The sequence below is a fragment of the Conexibacter arvalis genome, from assembly GCF_014199525.1.
Taxonomy (GTDB): Bacteria; Actinomycetota; Thermoleophilia; order Solirubrobacterales; family Solirubrobacteraceae; genus Conexibacter; species Conexibacter arvalis.
The window spans coordinates 284420-309848 of the sequence record NZ_JACHNU010000003.1; the positions used below are offsets into that span (position 1 = coordinate 284420).

At 73.2% G+C, this 25429-nt stretch carries 27 protein-coding genes and 1 pseudogene; 8 read left to right on the forward strand and 20 right to left on the reverse strand.

From position 1 onward, the window contains the following. Window positions 1-134 precede the first annotated feature (134 nt). Both BDZ31_RS13780 and BDZ31_RS13785 read left to right on the forward strand, forming a co-directional pair. Window positions 135-659: a hypothetical protein gene (locus BDZ31_RS13780; RefSeq protein ID WP_183342905.1), complete on the forward strand. Its 525-nt coding sequence runs from the start codon at window positions 135-137 to the stop codon at window positions 657-659. 121 nt (window positions 660-780) lie between these two features. Beyond that, window positions 781-1452, forward strand: coding sequence for a peptidase associated/transthyretin-like domain-containing protein (locus BDZ31_RS13785; RefSeq protein WP_183342906.1), 672 nt, complete (start codon window positions 781-783; stop codon window positions 1450-1452). 46 nt (window positions 1453-1498) lie between these two features. Here the strand turns inward: BDZ31_RS13785 and BDZ31_RS13790 are convergent, their stop codons facing one another. From BDZ31_RS13790 to BDZ31_RS13815, 6 genes are all read right to left on the reverse strand, one after another. Beyond that, complete coding sequence (locus BDZ31_RS13790; RefSeq protein ID WP_183342907.1) at window positions 1499-3031, reverse strand: succinic semialdehyde dehydrogenase; 1533 nt, start codon at window positions 3029-3031, stop codon at window positions 1499-1501. 86 nt (window positions 3032-3117) lie between these two features. Further along, on the reverse strand, window positions 3118-4479 hold the full coding sequence (locus BDZ31_RS13795; protein WP_183342908.1) for a DUF1501 domain-containing protein: 1362 nt from the start codon (window positions 4477-4479) through the stop codon (window positions 3118-3120). Further along, window positions 4479-5876, reverse strand: a complete 1398-nt coding sequence (locus tag BDZ31_RS13800; protein WP_183342909.1) for a DUF1800 domain-containing protein — start codon at window positions 5874-5876, stop codon at window positions 4479-4481. The genes BDZ31_RS13795 and BDZ31_RS13800 overlap by 1 nt, the downstream gene beginning before the upstream one ends. Then, on the reverse strand, window positions 5876-6418 hold the full coding sequence (locus BDZ31_RS13805) for a hypothetical protein (RefSeq protein ID WP_183342910.1): 543 nt from the start codon (window positions 6416-6418) through the stop codon (window positions 5876-5878). The genes BDZ31_RS13800 and BDZ31_RS13805 overlap by 1 nt, the downstream gene beginning before the upstream one ends. A 41-nt stretch (window positions 6419-6459) precedes the next feature. Next, window positions 6460-6915 (reverse strand): peptidylprolyl isomerase, encoded by a 456-nt coding sequence (locus BDZ31_RS13810; protein WP_183342911.1) that lies wholly within the window; start codon window positions 6913-6915, stop codon window positions 6460-6462. Window positions 6916-6994: 79 nt separating this feature from the next. Further along, window positions 6995-7474: an NUDIX hydrolase gene (locus BDZ31_RS13815; RefSeq protein ID WP_183342912.1), complete on the reverse strand. Its 480-nt coding sequence runs from the start codon at window positions 7472-7474 to the stop codon at window positions 6995-6997. Window positions 7475-7613: 139 nt separating this feature from the next. Here BDZ31_RS13815 and BDZ31_RS13820 point away from each other — a divergent pair, with 139 nt between their 5' ends. Continuing rightward, window positions 7614-7802, forward strand: coding sequence for a type II toxin-antitoxin system HicA family toxin (locus tag BDZ31_RS13820; protein WP_183342913.1), 189 nt, complete (start codon window positions 7614-7616; stop codon window positions 7800-7802). Next, window positions 7803-8042 carry a type II toxin-antitoxin system HicB family antitoxin gene (locus tag BDZ31_RS13825; RefSeq protein ID WP_183342914.1) on the forward strand — a complete coding sequence of 80 codons (240 nt, stop codon included), beginning with the start codon at window positions 7803-7805 and terminating at the stop codon, window positions 8040-8042. A 105-nt stretch (window positions 8043-8147) separates the two neighbouring features. Here BDZ31_RS13825 and BDZ31_RS13830 read toward each other — a convergent pair whose 3' ends face one another. After that, window positions 8148-9605 carry a DEAD/DEAH box helicase gene (locus BDZ31_RS13830; RefSeq protein ID WP_183342915.1) on the reverse strand — a complete coding sequence of 486 codons (1458 nt, stop codon included), beginning with the start codon at window positions 9603-9605 and terminating at the stop codon, window positions 8148-8150. A gap of 60 nt (window positions 9606-9665) precedes the next feature. After that, window positions 9666-10619 (reverse strand): quinone oxidoreductase family protein, encoded by a 954-nt coding sequence (locus BDZ31_RS13835; protein ID WP_183342916.1) that lies wholly within the window; start codon window positions 10617-10619, stop codon window positions 9666-9668. A 117-nt stretch (window positions 10620-10736) separates the two neighbouring features. Here BDZ31_RS13835 and BDZ31_RS13840 point away from each other — a divergent pair, with 117 nt between their 5' ends. Next, window positions 10737-11669, forward strand: a complete 933-nt coding sequence (locus tag BDZ31_RS13840; protein WP_183342917.1) for a PfkB family carbohydrate kinase — start codon at window positions 10737-10739, stop codon at window positions 11667-11669. A gap of 108 nt (window positions 11670-11777) precedes the next feature. Here BDZ31_RS13840 and BDZ31_RS13845 read toward each other — a convergent pair whose 3' ends face one another. Together BDZ31_RS13845 and BDZ31_RS13850 are read right to left on the reverse strand one after the other, a co-directional pair. Continuing rightward, entirely contained in the window at window positions 11778-12971 is a 1194-nt protein-coding gene (locus BDZ31_RS13845) for an MFS transporter (RefSeq protein WP_221243054.1), read from the reverse strand. Further along, window positions 12968-13960 (reverse strand): LLM class flavin-dependent oxidoreductase, encoded by a 993-nt coding sequence (locus BDZ31_RS13850; RefSeq protein WP_183342918.1) that lies wholly within the window; start codon window positions 13958-13960, stop codon window positions 12968-12970. The genes BDZ31_RS13845 and BDZ31_RS13850 overlap by 4 nt, the downstream gene beginning before the upstream one ends. 65 nt (window positions 13961-14025) lie before the next feature. Here BDZ31_RS13850 and BDZ31_RS13855 point away from each other — a divergent pair, with 65 nt between their 5' ends. Beyond that, the gene (locus BDZ31_RS13855) at window positions 14026-14805 is read left to right on the forward strand and encodes a glucose 1-dehydrogenase (protein WP_183342919.1); all 780 of its coding nucleotides are present in this window, start codon (window positions 14026-14028) and stop codon (window positions 14803-14805) included. A gap of 138 nt (window positions 14806-14943) precedes the next feature. On the opposite strand, the gene BDZ31_RS13860 is transcribed toward BDZ31_RS13855, so the two are convergent. The 7 genes from BDZ31_RS13860 to BDZ31_RS13890 form a co-directional block, all read right to left on the reverse strand. Continuing rightward, window positions 14944-15759 carry an SDR family NAD(P)-dependent oxidoreductase gene (locus BDZ31_RS13860; RefSeq protein ID WP_183342920.1) on the reverse strand — a complete coding sequence of 272 codons (816 nt, stop codon included), beginning with the start codon at window positions 15757-15759 and terminating at the stop codon, window positions 14944-14946. Next, entirely contained in the window at window positions 15760-16176 is a 417-nt protein-coding gene (locus BDZ31_RS13865; RefSeq protein ID WP_183342921.1) for a cupin domain-containing protein, read from the reverse strand. Next, window positions 16176-17243 (reverse strand): sugar ABC transporter substrate-binding protein, encoded by a 1068-nt coding sequence (locus tag BDZ31_RS13870; RefSeq protein WP_183342922.1) that lies wholly within the window; start codon window positions 17241-17243, stop codon window positions 16176-16178. The genes BDZ31_RS13865 and BDZ31_RS13870 overlap by 1 nt, the downstream gene beginning before the upstream one ends. 65 nt (window positions 17244-17308) lie before the next feature. Next, window positions 17309-18292 carry an ABC transporter permease gene (locus BDZ31_RS13875; protein ID WP_183342923.1) on the reverse strand — a complete coding sequence of 328 codons (984 nt, stop codon included), beginning with the start codon at window positions 18290-18292 and terminating at the stop codon, window positions 17309-17311. Beyond that, window positions 18289-19317 (reverse strand): ABC transporter permease, encoded by a 1029-nt coding sequence (locus tag BDZ31_RS13880; RefSeq protein ID WP_183342924.1) that lies wholly within the window; start codon window positions 19315-19317, stop codon window positions 18289-18291. Before BDZ31_RS13880 ends, BDZ31_RS13875 begins: the two co-directional genes overlap by 4 nt. Continuing rightward, window positions 19314-20849, reverse strand: a complete 1536-nt coding sequence (locus BDZ31_RS13885) for a sugar ABC transporter ATP-binding protein (protein WP_183342925.1) — start codon at window positions 20847-20849, stop codon at window positions 19314-19316. The genes BDZ31_RS13880 and BDZ31_RS13885 overlap by 4 nt, the downstream gene beginning before the upstream one ends. A gap of 95 nt (window positions 20850-20944) precedes the next feature. Next, window positions 20945-21745 (reverse strand): SDR family NAD(P)-dependent oxidoreductase, encoded by an 801-nt coding sequence (locus BDZ31_RS13890; RefSeq protein ID WP_183343057.1) that lies wholly within the window; start codon window positions 21743-21745, stop codon window positions 20945-20947. 263 nt (window positions 21746-22008) lie between these two features. Between BDZ31_RS13890 and BDZ31_RS13895 the strand changes: the two genes are divergently transcribed. Then, window positions 22009-22692, forward strand: coding sequence for a helix-turn-helix domain-containing protein (locus BDZ31_RS13895; protein ID WP_183342926.1), 684 nt, complete (start codon window positions 22009-22011; stop codon window positions 22690-22692). 18 nt (window positions 22693-22710) lie between these two features. Here BDZ31_RS13895 and BDZ31_RS13900 read toward each other — a convergent pair whose 3' ends face one another. Beyond that, window positions 22711-23583, reverse strand: coding sequence for an NAD(P)-dependent oxidoreductase (locus BDZ31_RS13900; protein WP_183342927.1), 873 nt, complete (start codon window positions 23581-23583; stop codon window positions 22711-22713). A gap of 201 nt (window positions 23584-23784) precedes the next feature. On the opposite strand from BDZ31_RS13900, the gene BDZ31_RS13905 reads away from it, so the two are divergent. Next, window positions 23785-24438 carry a cupin domain-containing protein gene (locus BDZ31_RS13905; RefSeq protein ID WP_183342929.1) on the forward strand — a complete coding sequence of 218 codons (654 nt, stop codon included), beginning with the start codon at window positions 23785-23787 and terminating at the stop codon, window positions 24436-24438. A 43-nt stretch (window positions 24439-24481) separates the two neighbouring features. Here the strand turns inward: BDZ31_RS13905 and BDZ31_RS13910 are convergent, their stop codons facing one another. Together BDZ31_RS13910 and BDZ31_RS26015 are read right to left on the reverse strand one after the other, a co-directional pair. Continuing rightward, entirely contained in the window at window positions 24482-25150 is a 669-nt protein-coding gene (locus BDZ31_RS13910) for a Gfo/Idh/MocA family protein (RefSeq protein ID WP_343075593.1), read from the reverse strand. Window positions 25151-25171: 21 nt separating this feature from the next. Then, window positions 25172-25390 (reverse strand): annotated as a pseudogene (locus tag BDZ31_RS26015) (Gfo/Idh/MocA family protein); the annotation flags it as partial. Between the last annotated feature and the right edge of the window lie 39 nt (window positions 25391-25429).

Consider the following 25429-nt stretch of genomic DNA (forward strand, 5'->3'; position numbering starts at 1 on the left):
CCCCCCGCGACCGGCGCCGTCCGCGGCGCCGGTCGCTTCGGCGCGTCCGCCGGAGACGGCCCGCTCGCCGGCGCCAGCGGGGCGCCCGGCGCCACGGGTCCCGGCGCCGGGCGACCGACTAGCATCAGCCGGCCATGTCGACCCGCCGTGCCGCCGAGGACCGTCGCCGCCGTCCCGCCCCGCAGAGAAGACCGGTCCTCTCCCCAGGCGCACGGATCGCGATCGGCGCGGTCGTCGCGCTGATCGTGCTCGTCCTGCTGGTGCGCGGCTGCGGTGACGGCAGCCTCAGCGCTGACGAGCTGCGCAGCCAGGCGGGCGAGATCTGCGCGAGCGCCAACGCGGTGACCGACAGAGTCGCCGTGCCCAACGCCCCCAGCGGCGGCGAGCGCTTCCTCAGAGAGGGGCTCGCGCAGCTGCGCCCGGCGAGCGCGAGACTGGCCGCGCTGAAGGCGCCCGAGCAGCTGCGCGACCGCTACGAGCGCGCCGTCGCGCTGACCCGTCAAGAGGTGAGGCTGATCGACGACACGACGAGAGCGATCGCCGGCGGCGAGGACGTGATCGACGCCTTCGCGGCGCTCCAGGCGCAGCTCGCGCCGGTCCTCAACGAGGCCAACGCCGCCTGGCGGACGCTCGAGATCCCCGCCTGCGTCCGCCGCTGACCGCGTCCCCCGCCCACGCCGGCACGGCTCCGCGCGGCGGAGCGCGCCTCCGTCGAAGGTCGGAGCCGCATCCCACCAACTGCGGTCGCGCGTTCGCGGCATCTGCCCGATCGTCCTCCGCATGTTCCGACGCCACCGCCTCGCGGCCGCGGCCGCGCTCGCCGCGCTGCCGCTGCTGATCCCCGCCGCGGCACCCGCCGCCAAGAAGAAGCCCGCCAAGCCCAAGCCGGCCGCCACCGCCCGCTTCGAGGTGCTCAGAGTCGACATCAGAGGCGAGCGCACCTCGCGCTACGACGAGGGTGAGACCGTCTACGACTACAGGGGGATCGCCCGCTACGAGACCTCGGTCGACAATGACGCCGCGCTCGTGATCCCGCCGCCTGCGAAGCGCAGGCTGCCGACCACGGTCGTGATCAGAGGCCTCGAGTACAACGGGCTCAGCGACGCGAAGATCACGACGCTGACCGGCGTCGACGACTGCTCGATGGAGGCCGAGGGGGCGTGGGCGCCGGAGAGCCTGCCGATCGTCGTCGCGTTCAGAGGGCAGCAGATGCACGTCAACTGGCAGCTCGTCGCGCCGGGGATCAGATGCCCGGCGGACGCGCTGGAATGGTCGATCCCGCAGACGCAGCCGAGAGCCCTGCTGCGCACCTACAAGCTGTCGAGCCTGCTGAAGGTGCGGCGCGGCCGCCAGACGAGACTGCCGGTGAAGATCGCCGCGAAGTGGAACCACTCCGGGAGCGCGGAGTCGGTCAGATGGAGCGGCTACGTGCAGCTGAAGCGGCTGCGCTGAGCCGGCTCCGGGCGCGCCCGTCGCGGGCGCGCCCCGCCCCGCGTGCTCAGTCGCGCTTGCCGCGCCCGTACAGCAGCTTCGTCAGCTTCCCGATCAGCCCCGTCACCCGCCTGCTGTACGGGAACATGTGCGGGTCTCTCTTGCCCGCCAGCCGGGTGACCAGCAGCGTCTGCTGCTTGGTGTACTTGCGGATGCCGGCGGCGCCGTGGCGGGTGCCGAGGCCGGAGGTCTTCCAGCCGCCCATCGGCAGCTCCAGCGCCGTGTAGTTGACCTGCGCGTCGTTGACGCAGACGGCGCCGGCCTCGACGCGCCGGGCGAGCGCCTCGCCGCGGCGGGTGTCCTTCGTCCACACCGAGGCCTGCAGGCCGTACGGCGAGTCGTTGGCGAGCCGCAGCGCCTCCTCGGCGTCGCCGACCTTCATGATCGGCAGCGTCGGGCCGAAGGTCTCCTCGGTCATGCACGACATCGTGTGGTCGACGTCGACGAGCACGGTCGGCTCGTAGAACATCCCCGGTCCGGCGGCCGCTCTGCCGCCGGTCAGCACGCGCGCACCCTTGTCGACGGCGTCTCTGACGTGCGCGTCGATGATGTCGAGCTGCGGCGGGAAGGTGACGGCGCCGACGTCGACGGAGCCGGGACCGGACGAGCGGCCCTGGCGCAGCGCCCTCACCTTGTCGGTCACCTTCGCGACGAACTGGTCGTAGACCGGCGCCTCGACGTAGACCCGCTCGATCGAGATGCAGACCTGGCCGCCGTTGTTCATCGAGTAGTAGGCGGCGGCGTTGGCGGCGCGCTCGAGGTCGGCGTCGGCGAGCACGATCATCGGGTCCTTGCCGCCGAGCTCGAGGCCGACCGGCGTCAGCGTCCGCGCCGCCCGCTCCATCACCTTCCTGCCGGTCTTGGTCGAGCCGGTGAACATGATGAAGTCGACCTCGTCGATCAGCGCGGCGCCGGTCGCGCCGTCGCCGGTGGCGACCTGGAAGACGCCGTCGGGCAGGCCGCAGGCGCGCAGGCCCTCGGCCATCAGCAGCGAGGTCAGCGGCGTCACCTCGCTCGGCTTGAGGATCACCGCGTTGCCGGCCGCGAGCGCCGGGATGCAGTCGCCGAAGGAGTTCGTGAGCGGGAAGTTCCACGGGCCGATCACGCCGACGACGCCGACCGGCGCGTAGCGGACGACCAGCCGCTTGCCCTTGACGAGCGGATTGGCCGACTTCATCGGCTCGTCCGCGAGGAACTTCGGCGCCTCCTTGGCCCAGAAGCCGAAGGCGGCGGCGGCGTACATGATCTCGGCGAGCTGGGCGTCCTCGTAGGTCTTGCCGGTCTCCGAGACGATCGTCTCGATGATCCGGTCGGCGTTGTCGGTGACCCACTTCTGCGCCCGCCGCAGCACGCGGCCGCGCTCCTCGAAGCCGATCGCGTCCCACGCCGGCTGCGCCGCGCGCGCTCTGGCGACGAGCGCCTTCACCTCGTCGGCCGACAGCGTCGGAACCGTCGTGATCGTCTGTCCCGTCGCCGGGTTCTCGACCGGGATGCCGGTGCCGTTCTGCTCGGCCGCCGGCGCCTGCTCGACACTCGCCATGTCCCACTCCTTCTCGGTGCGGTCGCTCGTCCTCTGCGCTCCACCCTACCGGAGCGAAGGCCGTCGACTGGCCAGCTGGCCAGTGCTCAGCGCGCGAGCGTCAGGCGGCCGAAGGCGCCGGCGCGGGGGATCACCTCGTCGGCGCCGGTCTTCAGCCAGCTCTCGAGCAGCGACGCGTAGACCGTGCGGAAGTCGACCGTCACGCGCAGGTTGTCGTCGCGGTCGAGCTGCGTGAGGCTCGGGTAGTCGGTCAGGATGCCGGGCGCTGCGCGCGTCCCCTGGACCCACGCGATGCCGCCGGCGCCGTGGTCGGTGCCGGCCGACTCGTTGCCCTTCGGCCGGCGGCCGAACTCCGACCAGACGAGCGTCAGCACGCGGTCGGCGACGCCGCGCGCCTCCAGGTCGGCCTGGAAGGCGGCGAGCGAGCGCGACAGCGATCCGAACGCGCTCGCGAGGTCGTCGGGCTGGTTGTCGTGGGTGTCGTACTCGCCGTCGGCCTGGACCGCCGCGACGCGCACGCCGAGCGGCTGCGCGATCAGCGCCGCCAGCCGCGACAGCCGCTCGCCGAAGCGGTCGTCCTCCGGGTAGGGCACCGGCGGCGCGAGCGGGTCGACGCCGTCGTGCTCGGCGTACGGCGCGAGCCGATCGCCGACGCGCTTGGCCAGGCGCGCCGCGTCGCGCACCGCGGCCGGGCCGGCGCGGCGGTCGCGGCCGCGGGAGAGCTCCTCCCACGCCGCCAGCATCCGGCCGCGCACCTTGTCCTCCAGCCCCCAGATGTCGAGCGCGACCTCGCGCGGCGACTCCAGCGCCGCGACCGGCGCGCTCGCCGTCGCCAGCACCGGCGACAGCGTCGAGCCGAGCGTCAGCCCCTGCAGCGGGTTGTCGCGCGAGCCGTGGCGGTCGAGCCAGCGGCCGAGCCAGCCGGGGGCGGCGCGATCGGTGATCAGGCCGGTCTCCCAGAAGTGGCGGGAGTGGAAGTGCGAGAGGTCGGGGTTGGCGTAGTCGATCCCCGGCAGGAAGCCGACCTTGCCGGCGTCGAACAGGCCCTTCACGCCGCCGCCGACGCCCTCCGTCAACGCCGGGTGGATCGCGAGGCCGGTCGCGCCCAGCAGCGGCGGGTCGGCGATCTTCGTGCCGGGACGCAGGTCGGCGTAGCGGCCGTAGTCGCCGACCGGGATCAGCGTGTCGAGCAGGTCGGCGCCGCCGGGCAGGAAGACCGTCACGAGCACCGGCGCGCCGGGCGCGCCGGCCGCCTGCGCCGCGGCCGCCTCGAGCACCGCCGCCGGCCCCATCGCGCGCTGGGTCCAGATCGCCAGCGCGCCGCCGAGGCCGGCGCCGACGAGCTGGCGGCGGGTGAGGCGGGCGCCGCCCTCGCGCAGCCACCGCTCGCGCGTCGCCGCGCTCGTCTGGCGGAAGTCGTCGCAGCCCCTGTGGACGGAGCGGGCCATCAGCAGAGCTGCGCCTCCGGGCGGGCGATCAGCAGGTGGCGCAGCGTCTGCTGCAGCGACTCGGCGCGCCAGTCGGCCTCCGCGCGCCACGAGCGCGGGATGTCGTCGAACCAGCGGCGCGCCAATCTCGTCAGCGCGCGGCGCGTCTGCGCCGAGACCGGCGGCGAGCCGACGGCGGCGATCGCCAGCTCGACCGCCCGCTGCGGCGGCAGGGTCGCCTTGTAGGCGCCCTTGCGGACCCTCGGCGAGCCGTACGCGACGAGGTAGTTGGCGAACGCGAACCGCTGGCGCATCGCGTTCGACGACATCCACTCCGCGCCCCAATCCCAGCCGGCGACCGAGGGCGGGCGGAACAGCTGCTGACCCATCGACGGCAGCAGCCACACCGGGTAGTCGTGGGTGATCGGGGTGCCGGTGGTGCGCAGCGCGCCGGCGACGTAGACGACCGGCCACTTGACGAGGTCGCCGTCGCCGAGGTCGCGGTAGAGCGCCGGGTGCTCGAGGATCTGCCGCACGACCGGCTTGATCCGCAGGCCCGAGCGGCGGTAGGTGCGCGCGAGGCCGCGCACGGTCGCGGCGCTCGGCGGCGTCGCGACGAAGAAGCGCCACAGCTTCTCGACCAGGAACGGCGCGTGGCGGGGGTGGTCGCAGACGAGGTCGAGCACGTCGTCGACGCCGAACCGTCCCTGTCTGCCGAGGATCTGCTTGACGCCGCCGTCGTGCCGCTCGGAGTCGTATCTGATCCACTCCAGGCCGTTGCGGCCCCACTTCGAGCGGAAGCCCGTGAGCGCGCGCGACGCCTCGCGCACGTCGCGCTCGGTGTAGCCCCTGCCGAGCGTGAACAGCTCCATCAGCTCGCGCGCGTAGTTCTCGTTCGGGTGCTCCTTCGTCGAGTCGGCCAGCGACAGCCACAGCTGCATCGCCGGGTCGCGCGTGACGTCGCGCAGCAGCGGCCGGAAGGCGCCGAGCGCGTGGCGGCGGAAGAGGCGGTTCTGGGCCAGCATCAGCGGCGTGTCCTGCTCGGCCGTCGCGAAGTGGTCGTGCCAGAAGAGCGTCATCTTCTCGACCAGCGGCCGGTTGCCGCGGACCATCCGGTCCAGCCACCACAGCACGTCGTGGCCCCACTCGTTGACGGGGTCGAGCGGCCGTCCGTCGACGCGCGGCGCCGGGCCGGTCAGGCGCGTGCCGCCGGGCGGGCCGTCGACGATCCAGTCGAGCGTCGCGGCGCGCCCGCGCCGGGCCCATCTGCGCGCCTCCGCGGCCGTGGCGCCGAAGCCGGCGCGCCAGAAGAGGCGGTGGACGTGGGCCTCCGTCCAGCCGCCGCGGTTGCGCGACGGCCGGCTCGCGGCCTTGCGTCTCGCGGCTCTCCTGCGCGGCGCGCGGCGCCGTCTCGCCATCAGCGCACGACCTTCAGCGTCGCGCGCATGCCGCGGCGCGCGTGGTCGGCGACGTCGCAGCTGAGCCGATAGCCGCCGCGGCCGAGCCGGATCGACAGGACCGCGCGGCCGCCCGGTCTCACCTCGGGCGTGCGGCCGCGGATCCGGCCGCGCCGGTCGCGGACGACGAGGTCGTGGGCGTCCTCGCCGTAGTTGGTCAGGTTGAAGCGGACCTCGCCGACCCGCACGCGCGGCCGGTAGACCGACAGGCGGAACTCGCGCGCGCCGACGCCGACGGCGGTCGAGCGCTTCGGGCGCGGCTTGCCGCGCCGGGCGGTGGCAGCGGCGGTGAAGTGCGCGGTGGCGGGGCGCGCGGCGGGCGCGAGCGGGCGCGGGGCGGGCGGGAGCGGGCGCGCGGCGGGCGCCGGCGCCGCGGTCACCGACCCGCTCGTCGCTGCGGCCGCGGGCGCGCCGGGCGCGCCCGCACCCCTCACCGCGACCGCCGCCGCGACGGCGAGCGCGCAGGCGGCGACGAGCGGGGTGCGGCGCGTCCTCTGCTGCATCGGCGTCAGTTTCGACGCGCCGGCGGACGTTCCCGCTGCTGCTAGCTGAGCTCGACTCTGTCGATGCCGGCCGGCTCGACCGGGCGATCGCGCGCGTCGGTCTCGCTGCCCTCGATCGCGTCGACCGCCTCCATGCCGTCGACGACCTTGCCGAAGACGGTGTGTCTGCCGTCGAGCCACGGCGCCGCGTCGGTCGTCACGAGGAAGAACTGCGAGCCGTTCGTGTTCGGGCCGGCGTTCGCCATCGCGAGCGCCCCGCGGACGACCTTGTGGTCGTTGATCTCGTCCTCGAAGGTGTAGCCGGGGCCGCCGGTGCCGGTGCCGAGCGGGCAGCCGCCCTGGATCATGAAGTCCTTGATGACGCGGTGGAAGGTGAGCCCGTCGTAGAAGCCGTCGGCGGCGAGTCTGCGGAAGTTCTCGACCGTCTTGGGGGCGTCGTCGTCGAAGAACTCGATCTCGATCGCGCCGTGCGTGGTGTGCAGCGTGGCCTTGGACATGGGGCTCCTCCGGGGGATGGGGGCGGACGGGTGGTGGGTCCTGGACCCGACCCTAGCGACCCGCGCCGCCGGCCGGCCGTCAGCCGCCCAGCAGCGCTTCGAGCCGGTCGAGGAACGGCAGCTGGGCCGGCAGCAGCTTCTCGCGCGCCTGCGCGAGCTCGAACCAGCCGGCGCGGTCGACCTCCGGGAAGGCCTGGCGTCGGCCCGAGCGCGGCGGCCACTCCAACTCGAAGGTGTTGGAGACGATCGCGGCGGGGTCGAGGTCGCCCGCGACCGCCCACGCGGTGACGCGCTTGCCGCCCTTCTGCCTCACCTCGCCGAGCGGCCGCACCGCGTCGGCGCCGCCGTCGTCGGGCAGCTCCACTCCCAGCTCCTCCGCGAACTCGCGCCGCGCCGCCGCCAGCGGCTCCTCGTCGTCGCCGTGCTCGCCCTTCGGGATCGACCACGCGCCGGCGTCCTTCCGCGCCCAGAACGGCCCGCCCGGATGGACGAGCAGCACCTCTGCCGCGCCGTCGGCGCCGCGGCGGTGGAGGACGATCCCGGCGCTCCGTCTCGGCATGCCGCCGAGGCTAAGCGATCGGGCCGCCGGGCGCGCGTCTGCGCAGCCGAGCGCGCCGTTCGTGACGACACCACAAATTCACTGTAAATTCCCACACGCATCCGTCCAATTCAGCGTCGCGCTCGCGAACGCTGGGCGGATGAAGTACCGTGAGATCCTCAAGCAGCTGAGACGGGACGGGTGGGTGGTCGTGACGATCCGGGGCAGCCATCGGCAGTTGAAGCATCCGACGAAGCCGGGCAAGGTGACGGTGCCAGGCCGCCCCGGCGACGACGTCCCTCCGAAGATGTTGAAGAGCATCCGCCGGCAGGCCGGCTGGGAGGTTTGAATGGAGCAGATCCGAGAGCACTACGTCGAGGTCCTCGGCTATGCCGTCCTGATCGAGGAGGGGGAGCGAAACTGCGGCGCCCACGTCCCCGATCTCCCCGGCTGCTACGGCCTCGCCAGAACCGTCGAGGAGATCGTCGCCCAGATGGAGGTCGGCATCCCCTTCCACATCGAGGGGCTGGAGGCGGACGGCGATCCGGTGCCGCCGCCGACGACGACCGTCGAGATGCTCGCCGCCTAGCGGGAGCGGCGAGCGGAGGAAGCAGGTAGGCGCGCGCCCGGATGGCGCACGCCCGTCGGTTGCTCAGCGGGCCGCCGCGGCGCGCGGCTGGCCACGGCCGGCCCGCTACTCGCGGACCGGCTCGAGGCGGAGGCGGTGGCCGTCGACGTCGGTGCCGTCGACGCGGTCGACGACGCGGGCGGCGTCGGCGGCCGGCACGTCGAGGAAGGCGAAGCGGCTCAGCACGCGCACGTTGCGGACCTTCTCGCCGTCGATGCCGGCGGCTGAGGTGATCGCGTGGATCAGGTCCTTCGGCTCGATCCCGTCGTCGAGGCCGCCCGCGATCACGAGGCGGGTCCGCTCGCCGGGCCGGCCGTCGCGCGCGGCGCGGTCGCCGTTGGTCGTGACCGCCTCGTCGTGCGGCTTGGACTCGTGGCGCTTGGGCTTGACCTCGACCTTCAGGGTGCCGACTCTGGCGCCCTCGGTCCACGGCGCCATCGGCGTGGAGGTGTGGCGCTCGATCGCCTCGATGTCGCGCTTCTGCTTCGGCTCGAAGAAGGTGATCGCGCGGCCCGAGCGGCCGATGCGGCCGGTGCGGCCGATGCGGTGGACGTAGACGTCGGGCGAGGTCGGCACGTCGAAGTTGATCACGTGGGTCACCGACGAGATGTCGAGGCCGCGGGCGGCGACGTCGGTCGCGACGAGGATCGGCACGCGCCCGCCCTTGAAGCCGAGCATGACGCCGTCGCGCGCGCCCTGGCTCATGTCGCCGTGGAGCGCCTTCACGTTCATGCCGCGGTCGCGCATCGTGCGGTAGAGCTGGTCGCAGCGGATCTTCGTGCGGACGAAGACGATCGCCTGGTCGGGCCGCTCGGCCTGCAGCACTCTCACGAGCGCGTCGGCCTTGTCGCGCGGGGCGACCTCGAGCGAGAACTGCTCGACCGTGTCGACGGTCAGCGTCTTCGCTCTCACCTTCACGTGCGCCGGGTCGTAGAGGTAGCGCTGCGAGAGCTTTCTGATCTCCGGCGGCATCGTCGCGCTGAAGAGCGCCGTCTGGCGGCTGCCGGGGGTCAGCGCGATGATCTTCTCGACGTCCTCGAGGAAGCCGAGGTCGAGCATCTCGTCGGCCTCGTCGAGCACGACGAAGCGGCAGCCGGTCAGCATCAGCGAGTGGCGCGAGATCAGGTCCTTCACGCGGCCGACGGTGCCGACGACGACGTGGCCGCCGGCGCGCAGCTGGGCCTGCTGGGAGCGGATCGGCGCGCCGCCGAAGACGGCGACGACGTCGACGCCCTTGCGCGCGCCGTAGGAGCGCAGCGCCTGCGTCACCTGGATGCAGAGCTCGCGCGTCGGCGTCAGCACGAGCGCCTGGACGTCTCTGTCGGCCGGGTCGACGTACTCGATCAGCGGGAGGCCGAACGCCGCGGTCTTGCCGGAGCCCGTCTGCGCCTGCCCGATCATGTCCCGCCCCTCCAGCAGGGCGGGGATCGACTGCTCTTGGATGGGGCTGGGGTTCTCGTAGCCGACGTCGCGCAGGGCTTCGAGCACCGGCGCGGAAAGGCCGAGTTCGGCGAATGTAGTCACGTTGCTCTCAGATTAGACGTGTCACGCGCGCAAGGCTGTGCGGTAGGGCACGTAGGGGTCTCACGCGCGGGGGTCGAGCAGCAGCTTGCCGGTCGTCCGCCGCTGCGCCAGGTCGGTCTGCGCCCGCGCCGCATCCGCGAGCGGGTAGGTGGCGCCGACGACGACCCGCAGCTCGCCGCGGGCGGCGCGCGCGAAGAGGTCGTCGAGCGCCGCGGCGACCATCTCGGGCCGCTCGAGGCAGTGGTTGAACCAGAAGCCGGCGACCGTGCGCGAGCTCTTCAGCAGCCTGCCGGTGCGCAGCTCGTTCTGCTCGCGCGTCGCGATCCCGTACGCGACGATCCGGCCGAACGGCGCGAGCGCGGCGAAGGAGGCGTCGAAGACGGCGCCCCCGGCCATGTCGAAGACGACGTCGACCGCGCTGCCGCCGTTGGCCTCCAGCAGCCGCTCGGTCAGCCCCTCCGGCGCGCCGTCGATCGCGACGTCGGCGCCCAGCTCCAGCGCCAGCGCCCGCTTCTCCTCGCTGGAGGCGGTCGCGATCACGCGGCCGGCGCCGAGCAGCTTCCCGAGCTGGGTCGCGAGCGAGCCGGTCCCGCCGGCCGCCGAGTGGACGACGACCGTCTCCCGCGGCTGCACGCGCCCGGCGGTCCGGTGCAGGTGCCACGCGGTCAGGCCCTGGATCAGCAGCGCGAGCGCCGTGCCGTCGTCGATCCCGTCGGGGATCGGGAAGGTGCGGTCGGCGCGCGCGGTCGCGTACTCGGCGTAGCCGCCCTCGCCGCAGAGCGCGATCACGCGCTCGCCGGTGTCGACGCGCGTGCCGGCGACCTCGACGCCCGGGACGAGCGGCAGCGACGCCTTCGCGACGTACTGGTTGGCGCGCGTGTGCGTGTCGGCGAAGTTGAGACCGGCGCGGCTGACCTCGATCAGCACCTCGCCCTCGCCCGGCACCGGTCTGGGCAGCTCGACGAGGCGCAGCACCTCCGGTCCGCCGAACTCCAGCTGCTGGATCGCGCGCATGGCGTCGCAGGCTAGTCGAGGCCCGATCGGATGGCCGCCGATACGCTTAGCGCTCCGCGGCACGCGCCCGGCGCGGCCGCCTCGGCCCTGATCCCGACCGAAAGACCGCACCTTCTCATGTCCCTCACCGTCGTCGGCTCGATCGCGTTCGACGCCGTCACCACGCCCTTCGGCTCGCGCGAGAAGATGCTCGGCGGCGCCGCCGTCCACTTCTCCCTCGCCTCCTCGTTCTTCACCGACGTGCGCGTCGTCGGACCGGTCGGCGACGACTTCGGCGACGCCGAGTACGCGGTCCTGCGGACCCGCGGGACGAACACCGACGACGTCGAGCACGTGCCCGGCGGCGAGACCTTCTTCTGGCGCGCGCACTACGAGTACGACCTCAACACCGCGCACACCGACGACACCCGCCTCGGCGTCTTCGGGACCTTCGAGCCGAAGCTGTCGCAGGCGAGCAAGGACAGCGAGGTGCTGTTCCTCGCCAACATCCAGCCGGACGTCCAGCGCGGCGTGCGCGAGCAGTCGAACGCGAGATTCGTCGCGCTCGACTCGATGAACCTGTGGATCGAGACGGCGCGCGACTCGCTGATCAAGACGATCGAGACGGTCGACTGCGTGCTCCTCAACGACGCGGAGATCCGCCAGCTGACCGGCAAGGCCAACCTCGTCCAGGCGGCGCGCGAGATCCGCGCGCTCGGCCCGAAGGTCGTCGTCGCCAAGCAGGGCGAATACGGCGCGGCGCTGCTGACCGACGAGGGCTTCTTCGGCCTCCCCGCCTACCCGCTGGAGACGGTCAACGACCCGACCGGCGCGGGCGACTCGTTCGCCGGCGGCTTCGTCGGCTACCTCGCCGCCCACCAGGGCGAGGACCTCTCCCACCAGACGCTCTGCCGCGCGATGGCGTACGGCACGGCGATCGCCTCCTACAACGTCGAGGAGTTCGGCACCGAGCGCGTCTCGCGCCTGACGCGCGACGAGATCACCGCCCGCGTCGGCGAGCTGCAGAAGATCACGCACTTCGTCGACGCGCCGGTCGCGCTGCGGGCGTAGACCGGCCCGGGCCCGCGCGGTCGCGCGGACCCGGCTCGCCGGCTCGCGGACGGGCGGGACGGCCGCGCCGCAGGGGGCGCATGGCGCGCGCCGCGCCGCGCCGCGCGCTCAGCGGGGGCGCTGCCGCCGCTCGACGACCACCGACGCGGTCAGCAGCACCAGCCCGAGCAGCGCCAGCCCGACGCCGATCCACGCCGGCGCGGTCCAGCCGGCGTCGTGCGCGATCGCGATTCCGGCGAGCCAGGGGCCGAGCGCGTTGGCGGTGTTGAAGGCGGCGTGGTGGAGCGCGGCCGCGAGCGTCTGCGCGTCGCCCGCGACGTCCATCAGCCGCGTCTGCAGCCCCGGCCCGAGCGCGAAGCCGATCCCGAGCAGGAAGACGCCGACCGCCGCGGTCAGCGGGTGGGCCGACAGGACCGTGAACAGCACGAGCGTGGCGGTGAAGACGACGAGCGTGAGGTAGAGCGAGCGCACGAGCGCGCGGTCGAACAGCGGCCCGCTGACGAGGTTGGCCGCGACCATCCCCAGCCCCCAGACGGCCAGCACCAGCGGCACGGCGCCAGCGGACATGCCGGCATGCTCGGTCAGCGTCGGCTTGATGTAGCCGTAGACGGCGAACAGGCCGCCGAGCCCGATCGCGCCGACCGCGAGCGTCAGCCACACGAGCGGCCGCCGCAGTGCCCCGAGCTCGGTGCGGACGTCGGCGCCGCGGACCGCCGCCTCGGGGCCGAGCGCCCGCGCCATCGCGGCGACGGCGGCGAGCGCGATCGCGGCGACGAACAGGAAGGCGCTGCGCCAGCCGGTCGCCTGCCCCAGCCAGGTCGCCGCCGGCACGCCGACGACCGTCGCGACGCTCAGCCCCAGCATCACGCGCGAGACCGCCCACGCCCGCCGCGTCGGCCCGGCGGCCGCGGCGGCGACCAGCGCGGCGACGCCGAAGAAGGCGCCGTGCGGGACGCCGGCGAGGAAGCGCGACGCGACCAGCGTCGGATAGCTCGGCGCCGCCGCGCTGAGCAGGTTCCCGGCGGCGAAGGCGACCATCAGCCAGATCAACAGGCCGCGCCGCGGCAGCCGCGCGCCGGCGATCGCGAGCACCGGCGCGCCGACGACGACGCCGAGCGCGTAGGCGCTGACGACGTGGCCGGCCTGCGTGATCGAGGTGCCGAGGCTGTCGGCGATCTCGGGCAGCAGCCCCATCGGCACGAACTCGCCGACGCCGATCGCGAAGCCGCCGAGCCCCAGCGACAGCAGCCCGAGCGCGAGCGCGGAGCGGCCGGCCGCGGCGGACGGCGCGGCCGGGCTCAAGCGGGCGTCAGCTCGACCGCGGCGGCGAAGCGCTCCATGCTCGCCATCGCCTGCGCCGGGTCCAGCGACGGGATCGCGAACTGCAGCAGCAGGTCGGTGACGCCGAGCGCCTCCAGCTCCCCCACGCGCGCTGCGACCGTCTCGGCGTCGCCGACGAGCACGTACTCGTCGAGCAGCGCCCAGTCGTCGAGCGCCTCGCGCACCTCGGGCGGGTTCCCGTACGTCACGTAGCGGTCGAACATCGCCGCGATCGCGGGCAGCGCGACGGCGCGGGCGCTCTCGACGCTCTCGCCGACGTAGGCGAGCCGCGGCAGCACGAAGCCGGCCGGCTCCCTGCCGGCGTCGGCGGCGAAGCCGCGGTAGCGCTCCCACAGCTCCCGCACCGCGGGCAGCGGCGTCGTCGCGCCGGGGAAGAGCGGCGCGCCGTAGGCGACTGCCCGCCGCAGCGCGGGGTCCGACCCGCCGCCGAGCCACAGCGGCGGATGGGGTCGCTGGAGCGGCGTCGGCCGCACGACGATCTCGGGCAGGGAGATCGTCTCGCCGTCGTAGGAGAACGGCTCGCCGCTCCAGGCCGCCAGCAGCACCTCGAGCGACTCGCGGAAGCGCCTGCCGCGTCTGCGGTAGTCGGACTCCATCACCTCGAACTCGAGCTCGCGGTAGCCGGCGGCGACGCCGAGCGTGAGCCGCCCGCCGCTCAGCACGTCGACGACGGCCGCCTCCTCGGCGATCCGCACCGGGTTGTGCAGCGGCAGGATCAGCATCCCGGTCGACAGCCGCAGCGTCGTCGTCCGCATCGCGACGGCGGCGAGCACCGGCATCAGCGCCGGGCAGTAGCCGTCGTCGGTCGCGTGGTGCTCGGTGATGTTGACGTATGTGAAGCCGAGCTGTTCAGAGCGGACGATCTGGTCGAGGCCGTGGCGATAGACGCCGACGTGCCCATTCGGCTCGCCCGGAAGGGATTCGAAGCTGTGGATCGTCCCGTAGCGCATCACGCCCGGTAACATACACTGAACAGTTGTATCTGTCTGCTGCACACGATCCCCGGAGGAGACATATGAGCGGACGACTCGACGGCAAGACCTGCCTCATCACCGGCGCGGGCCGCGGCATCGGCGCCGCGATCGCGCAGCGGCTCGCCGCCGACGGCGCCGACGTCACGGTCGTCGACCTCAACGGCGAGGCCGCCGAGCGGGTCGCAGCCGGCCTCGACGGCCGCGGCCTCGGCATCGGCGCCGATGTCTCCGACCGCGCCGCCGTGGCGGACGCGATCGCCAAGACGGTCGAGCGCTTCGGCCGCCTCGACGTGATCTTCAACAACGCCGGCATCTCGCAGACGAAGCCGCTCCTCGAGGCGACCGAGGACGAGTTCATGAAGATCCAGCGGGTCAACGGCCTCGGCGTGCTGATCGGCACTCAGGAGGCGGCCAAGCAGTTCATCGCGCAGGGCGGCGGCGGCAAGATCGTCAACACCCACTCGATGGCCGGCAAGCAGGGCTTCCCGCTGTTCGCCGCCTACTGCTACTCGAAGTTCGGCGTCGTGGCGCTGACGCAGGCGGCCGCGCGCGGCCTCGCCGAGCACGGCATCACCGTCAACGCCTTCGGCCCGGGCGTCGTGCAGACGGAGCTGTGGGAGCAGCTCGACTCCGAGTTCCGCGAGCACAGACTGACCGAGCGCCCCGGCCAGGCGCTGGAGGAGTTCGGCGAGGGCATCCTGCTCGGCCGCCTCTCCAAGCCGCAGGACCTCGCCGGCGTCGCGTCGTTCCTCGCCTCCAAGGACTCCGACTACATGACCGGCCAGGCGATCCAGGTCGACGGCGGGATGGTGCTCGACTGAGCCGCTGAGCTTCACGCGCTCCGGGCCCCGCCGGCCCGGAGCGCGACCGAGTGGCGGGCAGGGGCCCGTGCAACGAGAAAAGGGCGGGCGCCTCGCGGCGCCCGCCCTTTTCGTCGCGCGAACCCCTGGCCGCGAAGCTCAGGCGGAGGAGCCCTCCGCGCCGGTGCGGAAGTCGAAGCCGGTGGTGAGGCCGGCGTCGGCGGTCACCTGGGCGCCGGTCATTCCCTTCGCCGCGTCGGAGAGCAGGAAGAGCGCGACCTTCGCGACCTCCTCCGGACGCGGGATCTCGCCGAACGGCTGGCGGTTGGCGCGCGTCGCGAGGAACTGCTCCGGGTCGGCCGCCGAGGACATGTGGCGCTCGAAGAGGCCGGCGCGCATCGGACCGGGCAGCACGCAGTTGACGTTGACGCCGTCGCGCGCGTGGTCGAGCGCGGCCGTCCGCGACAGCTGCAGCACCGCCGCCTTGGAGGCGCAGTAGGAGACCAGCTGCTGCTCGGCGTGGAGCGCGTCGATCGACGCGATCGTGACGATCGAGCCGTCTCTGGCGGCGATCATCCGCGGCAGCAGCGCCTTCATCCCGAGGACGGTGCCGATCACGTTGATCTCGTAGGTCTTGCGCCAGACGTCGAGGTCGAGGTCGAGCACGGTGCCGACCTCGAGGTAGGCGGCCGAGGTCATCAGGCCGAGGCGGCCCGTCTCCCCGGCGGCGTCGAGCGCGGCGAGGACGCGGTCCCACGTCTCCTGCACCGTCACGTCGCCCCGCACGTGCGTGTAGTTGTCGTATTCGGCGACCTCCGCGAGGTCGACGCCGATCACGCGCGTGCCGGCGGCGGCGAGCAGCTTCGCCGACACGGCGCCGAGGCCGTCGCCGCCGGTCCCGGTCACGACGACCGTCGCCGGCAGCTGGCCGGGAAGGCGGCGGTCGTCGACCGCCGCCGTCTCCGTGGTGCTCATTTAGATGTGGCCCTCCAGCGTTCTTCTCCAGTCGGGCAGGCCCTCGTAGCCGAGGTCGGCGTAGCGGTCGACGCCGGTCCAGAAGGTCACGACCTCGCAGACCTCGTCGGTGTCGTTGTAGAAGCCGTGCCACTCGTTCGGCGGGTAGATCGCCACGTCGCCCTCGTTCAGGCGGACGGGGTCGCCGTCGGACATCGACAGGCCGGAGCCTCTGACGACGTAGAAGTACTCCGCCGCGTTGTCGTGTCTGTGGACCTCGTGCGCCTTCTGCGGCGGGAAGTCGACGGTGTTGAGCACGACGCCGGAGGTGCCGGTCTGCTCCTTGTCGATCAGCCACCAGATGTGCATGCCCTCCCAGCCCTCCTGGGCCGTGATGGCGACGTCCTCGGGGACGTTTCTGCGCGAGCGGACGATCATCAGCCGACGCCCTCCGCGCAGGTGGCGAGGTTCTCTCTGACGATCACCTCGGCCGGCAGGTAGTCGTTGTGCTCCTGGTCTCTGCCGGACAGCACGTTGACGACCGCCTCGGCCGCCAGGCGGCCGTCGTCGAGCGGCGACTGCAGCACCGACGAGTACTGCTCGCCGCTTCTGATGTTGCGCAGGCCCTCCGGCTGGCAGTTGCCGCCGACGATCACGAGTCTTCTCGGGTCCAGCCCCTTGCGCTTGGCGGAGACGATCACGCCCGCGGCCATGTTGTCGGCCTGGGCGTAGACGCCGACGATGTTCTTGCCGGCGTTGGCGGTGAAGAGGCCGTCGGCGGCGGTCGTCGCCTGCGTCTGGTCCCAGTTGCCGGGCTGGTTGCCGACGATTCTGATGCCGGGCGCTCTCTCGGCGAGCGTTCTCTCGAAGCCCTCCAGGCGCTGGATCGCCGGCGGCGAGCCGGGCTGGCCGCCGACGACGAAGATGTTGCCCTCGGCTCTGCCGTTCTTCTCCTCGAGGCCTCTGATCAGGCCCTCGGCCGCCAGCTCGCCCAGGCGCGTGTCGTTGGGGCCGGTGAAGGCGTTGAAGAGGTCGCTGTATCTCTCGCCGGGCGAGGAGTTGGTGACGATGACCGGGACTCTCGCCGCCTTCATGCGGTTCAGCGACGGGATCGACGCGGTCGCGTCGGCGGGCCAGTAGGCGATCGCGTCCGGTCTCTGGGCGATCGCCTGGTTGACCTGGTCGGCCTGCTCGGCGGCGTCGTAGTTGGTGATCTTCTTCTCGACGACGAGGCCGGCTCTCTTGGCCGTCTCCTCGAACGCTCTCGTCGCGCGGGCGCAGTAGTCGCACTGCGGCGTGACGGTGAGCAGGATGACCTTCTTGCCGCTGACGTCGTCGGACGTCTGGACGGCGGCGGCGCCGCCGCCGTCGCTTCCGCCCGAGGAGCCGGACGAGTCATCCGACGAGCCGCAGGCGGCGACTCCGAACGTGACGACGGCGGCGGTCGTCAGGGCAAGCAGCGATCGGGCGACCCTGCGGGTCACCCCCTCCTCCAGGTGGAACATGTCACTCCTCGTGTGTTTGACGGGGGGAAGCGGCGTGTGCGCGGTGGGCCGGGCGAGCCGGCGCCTCAGCTCGTGGCAGGGCGCCGGATCCGTGCTCGTACGAGCTCGGCCAGGCGGGCCGGCCCGCCCGCGCTGATCGTCACCACGGCGAGCAGCAGCAGGCCGTTGGAGATCGAGATCGCGGCGTCGGATGCGCCGATGAAGCTGAGGCCGTTGTTGAGCGCGGTGAGCGTCAGCGCGCCGACGGCGACGCCGGCCATCCCGCCGATCCCGCCGGCGAGCGCGACGCCGCCAAGGATCGCGGCCGAGACCGCCTGCAGCAGCAGGTCGCCGCCGGTGGTCGGGGCGGCGCTCAGCAGCGAGAAGGCGAGCAGCGCGCCGGCGAGCGCGGCGAAGGTGCCGGAGATCGCGAACGAGACGACGACCGCGGTGCGGGTCCGCGCGCCGGCGGCCGCCGCCGCCTCGCGCGAGCTGCCCGTCGCGATGATGTCGCGGCCGAGGCGCGTGCAGCGCAGCAGCAGCCAGACCAGCACGCCGGCGGCGATCGCGACCAGCGAGCGCGGCGAGAAGATCGTGGCGATCACCTGGTCGACGTCGGCGGCGACCTGGAAGTTCTCGTAGGAGACGGTCTGCCCGCCGGCGAGGCCGTACGCGAGGCCGGTCAGCATGATCTGCGTCCCGACGGTGACGACCAGCGACGAGACGCCGAGACCGACCGTCAGCAGCCCGTTGAGGATCCCGACGCCGAGGCCGAAGGCGACCGCCACGGCGAGGCCGGCCGCGGCGCCCGAGCCGCCGGCCTTGATCGCGATGATGCCGGCGACGGCGACCATCGCGCCGACCGACAGGTCGAACTCTCCGGCGATCATCGTCACCGACAGGCCGAAGGCGACGAGGCCGAGCAGCGCGAACGCCTGCATCAGGCTGAAGAGGTTCCCCGTGTCGAGGAAGCCGGCGCGGTTGGCGCTGAAGTAGAGGACCAGCGCGAGCAGCAGCGCGATCCGCAGCAGGGACGCGCGGTTGTCGCGCGCGAGCTTGGCGATGTTCATCGACGCCTCCGGGAGGCAAGCGCGGCGAGCGCGATCGAGAGGATCACGATGGCGCCCTTGGCGACGAGTTGCAGTTCGTAGGGCTGGCCGGAGACGATCAGGATGTTCCCGACCATTCCGATGAAGACGGCGCCGAAGGCGGCGTCGATGATCGAGCCGCGGCCGCCGGTGACGAGCACGCCGCCGACGAGCACGGCCGCGATCACGTCGAAGTCGAAGGTCGCGCCCAGTCTGAGGTTGCCCTGCGAGGCCTCGGCGGCGAGCAGCGCGCCGCTGAGCGCGGCCGCCGTCGCGGCGAGCACGAACGCGAGCACGATCACGCGCCGCACGCGCAGGCCGGCCAGCTCGGCCGCCTCGCGGTTGGAGCCGGTCAGCCGCACCTCGCGTCCGAAGCGGGTCTTCTGCATCACCCAGTGGGCGACGAGCGCGACGGCGAAGAAGATCAGCACGCGCACCGGCAGCACGTCGACGATCGTGTTGTTGAGCACGTCGGCGCTGGTGCTGTCGGCGTTGACGGTCAGGCCGCCGGAGACGATCTGCCCGACGCCGAGGATCAGCGAGGCCGCCGCGATCGTGGTGACGATCGGGTTGGTGTTGAGCAGGCCGACCGCGGCGCCCTGGACGAGCCCCGCGATCGCGCCGGCGCCGAGCGTGACGACGAGGGCGAGCGGCAGTCCGAGCGACAGCGCCTTCGCGAAGACGATCGTCGAGACGGCCGTCGTCGCGCCGACCGAGAGCATGAAGTAGTTGCCCGAGATCGTCACGAACGCGGTGCCGACCGCGGCGATGCCGATCAGCGCGACCGACTGCAGCAGCGACTTGACGTTGTCGACCGTGCCGAAGCCGTCGACGGCGACGCAGGCGTAGAGCAGGATCACGAGCGCGGCGCCGCGGATCGCGAGCGTCTGCATGTCGCGCTCGCGCAGCCAGGCGGCGAAGCCCTGCTGCTCGCTCACGCGCGTGTCGGCGGCCGCGGCGGCGCCGCCGTCGGCGAGCGCCGGCCGCCTCGTCTGCAGCGGGCTCATGCCGCCACCTCCTCCTCCTGCGGGTGCAGGATGTCGCGCAGGATCGCCTGCTCGTCCAGGCCCTCGACGTCGGCGGTCCGCACGACGCGACCGCGGAACATCGTCACGACGCGGTCGCAGGCCTCGATGATCTCGACGAGGTCGGTCGAGAACAGCAGCACCGCGGCGCCGTCGTCGGCGAGCTTGCGCAGGTGGTCGTAGATCTCGGCGCGGGCGCCGACGTCGACGCCGCGGGTCGGCTCGTTGAGCACGAGCAGCTTCGGCCCGGGCGCGATCGACTTCGCCAGCGACACCTTCTGCTGGTTGCCGCCCGAGAGCTCGCCGGCGCGCGATCCGAGCCGGCGCCGGTCGATCGCCATCAGCCTGCCGAGCCGCTCGCCGAGCGAGCGCTCCTTGCCGCGCTGCAGGACGCCGCCGGGGGCGACCTCGCCGAGCACCATCGAGGAGATGTTGCGCTCGACGGTCACGTCGAGGAAGACGCCGTCCTTCGCGCGGTCGCCGGAGACGTAGGAGATGCCGTGGGCGAGCGCCTCGCGGACGCCGGGCTTGGCGACCTCCCTGCCGTCGACGACGACGCGGCCGGCGCGGTCGCGGCCGAGGCCGGCGACGGTCTTGGTGACCCAGTCGGCGCCGGAGCCGATCTGACCGGTGATGCCGACGATCTCGCCGGCGGCCAGCTCGAGGTCGAGCGGCGCGAAGCGGCCGGGCAGCGCCAGCCGCTCCAGTCTCACGCGCGCCGACCCGGTGCCGGAGGCGTGGACGCGGGCGACGCGCTCGCGCTCCTGCAGCGCTCTGCTGCCGATCATCCGCGCGACCAGCTCGTCGGTCGTCAGCGCGCTGGCGGGGTCGGTCGAGACGTGCGCGCCGTTGCGCATCACGGTCACCTTGTCCGCCAGCTCGAAGACCTCCTTGAGCCGGTGCGAGATCCAGACGACCGCGCAGCCGTCGTCGCGCAGCCGGCGCGCGGCGGCGAAGACGCGCTCGATCTCGACGTCGGAGAGCGTCGCGGTCGGCTCGTCGAGGATCACGGTGCGGCACTCGCGCGCCGTCGCGCGGACGATCTCGACCAGCTGGCGCTCGGCGAGCGGCAGCTCGCCGGCCGGCCGGTCGAGGTCGACGTGCTCGAGCCCGAGCGCGTCGAGGTACTGCCGCGCGCGGGGCCGCAGCGAGCGGCGGCGCATCAGCTGCTTGACCGTCGGATGGCCGAGGAAGACGTTGTCGAGCACCGACAGCGCCGGCACGATCGTCAGCTCCTGGTACACGACGCTGACGTCGGCATGGCCGCCTGCGATCTCGAGCTCGCCGCCGTCGGCCTGCTCGCGGCCGGCGATCACCTTCACCAGCGTGCTCTTGCCGGCGCCGTTCTCGCCGAGCAGCGCGTGGATCTCGCCGCCCATCAGCTCGAGGTCGGCCCGGACCAGCGCCTGGACGCCGCCGTAGCTCTTCGTGACGCCGCTCGCGCGCACGAGCGGCTTGCCGGCCGGGGCGGCCTTCGACGGATCCACCACCGCGTTCTCTCCTCCGACGGTCATGTCTAGTAATGCTACACGCTTGCCGTGAATTGTCAAGCAATAGCGCTCAAAACTGCGCTATTCGTGCATGCATGCTTTACAAGTGTGCGCGCTGATCACACGATCGCGCGCACGCTGCCCCCGTCGACGCCCCACACGCTCGACGTCACGAACGCGGCCAGGTCGGAGGCGAGGAAGACGATCACGTTGGCGACCTCCTCAGCCGTGCCGAGCCGCTCGAGCGGGAGCTGGCGCAGCTTCATCTCGTGCTCGACCGCCTCCTGCGGCGGCAGGCCGTGGACCTCGGCGAGCGTGTCGGCGAAGCCGCCGGGCTTCGTCCAGAAGGGGGTCCAGATCGGACCGGGGGCGACCGCGTTGATGCGGATCGCCGGCCCCTCCGAGCGCGCCAGCGACTTGGTCAGCGCGAGCACGGCGGCCTTCGAGGCCGCGTAGTCGACCGGGTTGGCCTCCGGCTGGCGGGCGAGGTCGGAGGCGTTGTTGACGATCGCGCCCGTGCCGCGCGCCCGCATCCCGGGGAGCACCGCGCGGATCGTGCGCAGGTAGCTGAAGAAGTTGAGCTCGAAGGTCGCGTGCCAGTCGTCGTCGCTGAGGTCGTCGAAGGTGCGGACCGAGCCGGCGCCGACGTTGTTGACGAGCACGTCGGGAGCGGTGCCGTCGCCGAGCAGCGTCGTGAGCGCCTCGTCGATGCCGGCGGCCGTTCCGAGGTCGGCGGTCGCGGTCGCGACCTCGACGCCCTGGGCGCGCGCCTCCTCGGCGGTCTGCGCGAGCGCGTCGGCATCGCGGTCGACCAGCGCCAGCTGCGCTCCCTCGGCGGCGAATCCGAGCGCCGCGGCGCGGCCGATGCCGGTCGCGGCGCCGGTGATGAGCGTGAGCTTGCCCTCGAGGTTGGTGCGCAGCACGTTCTCTCTCTCCCAGATCGATGCTTGGACAGCTGGGAGCCGGCCGCGGGGCGCCTGCTCCAGGGGATGCCGCGCGCCGACTCGCCCCGGCAAGCTAATTCCCACCCTTCACATTGTCAAGCAGAAATGGACAGAAGCTGGCGCACGAGAAGTAGAGAACCCCGATTCCTACAGGGAAATGCACCCAGATCCCCGTACAGCATCGCTTCTCGTGTGGTGTTGCTGTACGCTCGTCGACCACCATGGGAGGGAGTTTGGACGTGGGCCGCGGGGCCGACCGCCGCGCCGGCCCGACCACAGACAGGCTCGTCGCGTCGGTCGGCGAGCGGCTGCGCTCGGAGCGCGAGCGCCAAGGCCTCTCGCTGCGCGAGCTGGCGAAGCGGATCGGCCTCTCGCCGAGCGCCGTCTCGCAGATCGAGCGCGGCCAGGTGATGCCTTCGGTCGGCACGCTGTACACGCTCACGAGCGAGCTCGGGCTGTCGATGGACGACGTCTTCGCGCAGACGAGCGAGTCCGGCGAGCACCCGGCGCTGGTCCGCCTCGACGCCGTCGTGCAGGACGGCGAGCGGCCGGCCGCGGCCGCGACGCTGGCGGCGCCGACGGGAAGGGTCTTCCCGCGCGCGGAGCGCGGCGTGATCACGCTCGCCTCGGGCGTCCGCTGGGAGCTGCTGACCGGCTACGAGCCGGGCACCGAGTTCCTCCACGTCACCTATCCGGTCGGCAGCCAGTCGTGCGAGCCCGACCAGCTGATCCGCCACGAGGGGACCGAGCGCGGCGTCGTGCTGAGCGGCCGCCTCGGCGTGACGCTCGGCGACGAGCACCACGAGCTGCGCGCCGGCGACTCGATCTCGTTCAGTTCCGACGTCCCCCATCGGCTGTGGGCGATCGGCGAGCAGCCGGCCGAGGCGATCTGGTTCATCACCGGCCGCAACGGCGCGGGCTGAGCTCCGGGCGCGCGCGGCTCATCCGCGCGCGGCCGGCGACAGCAGCTCCAGCACGCTCGCGACGTCGCGGTCGCCGAGGCCGGAGGCGAGCGCCCGGTCGAGCAGCGCCGCGGCCGCCTCGCCGGCGCCGGCGTCGACGCCGCCGGCCTGCGCCAGCTCCAGCCCGAGGCCGACGTCCTTGCGCATCAGCTCGACCGAGAAGGCGACCGGCGCGTGCTCGGGATCGGTGAACGCCGCCCGCTTGTAGTGGACGTACGGCGCCGCCAGCGCGCCGCCGGCGAGCACGTCGTAGGCGGCGGCGCGGTCGATCCCGGCGCCCTCGGCGAGCGCGAGCGTCTCGGCGACCGACTGGTTGACGACGGCCAGCATCAGGTTGAGCGCGACCTTCATCGCCGCGCCGGCGCCCGTGCCGCCAAGGTGGAGCTGCTCGCGCGTCATCGCGGCGAGCGCCGGCCGCGCCCGCTCGAGCGCGGCCGCCTCGCCTCCGACCATCGCGACGAGCGTGCCGTCGGTCGCGGCCGGGACGCTGCCGGAGACCGGCGCGTCGAGGAAGGAGAGGCCGGCGCCCTCGGCACGGGCGGCGACGGCGCGCGCGGCCTCCGGCCCGATCGTCGACATGTCGACCAGCACGGTGCCGGGGGCGGCGCCGGCGAGCAGGCCGCCCGGCCCGTCGAGGATCGCGTCGAGCGCGGCCGCGTCGGCGACCATCGTGATCGCGACCTCGGCGCCGTCGACCGCCTCGGCCGGCGTCGCGGCGGCGGTCGCGCCGGCGGGCGTCAGCTGCGGGCGCGGCGTGCGGTTCCAGACGCGCAGCTCGTGGCCGGCGGCGGCGATCCGCGCCGCCATCGGCGCGCCCATCCGCCCGAGGCCGAGGAAAGCGACGGCGGTCATGCCGACACCGCCTCGCGCGCCGCCGTCCGCCCGTTCTCGCTGCTCGTCATCGCGTCGCTCCTCTCACGCCCAAAGTGTGCAGTTATAGTAAACGAAAGGCCGCACGGCGACCGGGGAATTGGCGGAACGTGCGCCATATCTTGTAATCCGGACTGAACAAAGCTGTACATCCGTTCTACCGAGGCCGTACACTCAGCAGTCATGTCGAGGGGGATCGTGAGAGAGAACGGCGGCGCTGCCGCGGCACCCGGCTTCGGCGCGCGCCTGCGCGCGGAGCGCGAGCGCAAGGGCATCGGCGTCCGCGAGCTGAGCCGTCAGCTCGACGTGTCGGCGAGCATGATCAGCCAGATCGAACGCGAGCGCGTGATGCCGTCGGTCAACACGCTCTACTCGATCACCTCCGCGCTCGGGATCTCGCTCGACGAGCTGTTCGGCGGCGCCCCTGCCGCCGCCCGGCCCGTCGACGGCGCCGAGCCGCACGCGGCCCGCGGCCCCGGATACGTCCAGCGCCGCGAGGGCCAGCAGTCGCTGTCGCTCGGCTCCGGCGTCCGCTGGGACCTGCTCACCTCCGAGCCGAACACCGACGTCGAGTTCCTGCGCACGACCTACGACGTCGGCAGCGAATCGACGCCCGAGAACGCCCTGATGCGCCACAGCGGCCACGAGTACGGGACCGTGATCGAGGGGACGCTCGGCGTCACCGTCGGCTTCGAGACGCACGAGCTGGAGGCCGGCGACTCGATCTCGTTCGACTCCTCGACGCCGCATCGCCTCTTCAACGCCGGCGACGTCCCCGCGATCGCGATCTGGGTCGTCGTCGGACGCGGCGGCGACCCCCGCACGACGAACCACTGAGCTGCCGCGGCCGGCCGCGGCAGCCGCGCCGCACCGCCGCGCCTCAGGCCGTGGCGGCCGACGCGGGAGGCGCGGGAGGCGCGGGAGGCGCGGTCGCGACGCCGGCGCTCGCCAGCAGGCGGTCGATCGTCCGCAGGACCCCGATCGTCTCCGCCGCCGGGATCGTGAAGCCGCCCGCGCCGCGGATCGCGCGGGCGACGTCCTCGACCTCGGACAGGTACGGGTCGCCGCCGGGCAGCTCGATCCGCTCCTCGCCGGCGGCGGTCGACAGCGTCGCCTCCGCCGGGCAGCGGCGCGGCGCCCAGATCGACGGGCGGCCGGGCTGGAACGGGTTCGGGACCGTCAGCGTGCCGTGCTCGCCGGTCACGGTCAGGTGGAGCGCCAGCGCGCTGTCCATCGAGCAGTGAAACGACGCCGTCACGCCGCCGGCGTAGGAGAGCAGGCCGCCGAAGGCGACGTCGACGCCGCCGCGATGGAGCCGCGCGCGGCCGACCGCCTCCTCCGGCTCGCCGCCGGCCAGCAGGTTGAGCGCGCTGACGCAGTAGAGGCCGAGGTCGCGCAGGGCGCCGCCCGCCAGCTCCGGGCGGGCCCGCACGTCCCCGTCGAGCCCGTCGATCGGGTAGTGGAAGGCGGCGTGGAGCGCGCGCAGCGGTCCGAGCCGCTCGGCGACGACCTGCCGCAGCAGCGCGGTCTGCGGGTGGTGGCGGTACATCGCCGCCTCGGCCAGCACGAGCCCGCGGTCGGCGGCGAGCGCGAACAGCTCCTGCGCCTCGTCGGCGGTCGCCGTCAGCGGCTTCTCGCACAGCACGTGCTTCCCGGCCTCGAGCGCCCGCCGCGTCCACTCGCCGTGGAGGCCGTTGGGCAGCGGGACGTAGACGGCCTCGACCCGCTCGTCGGCGAGCAGCGCCTCGTAGGAGCCGTGGGCGACGGGCAGGCCGTGGCGGGCAGCCCACTCCGCGGCGCGGTCGCCGTCGCCAGCTGGCGACGGCGA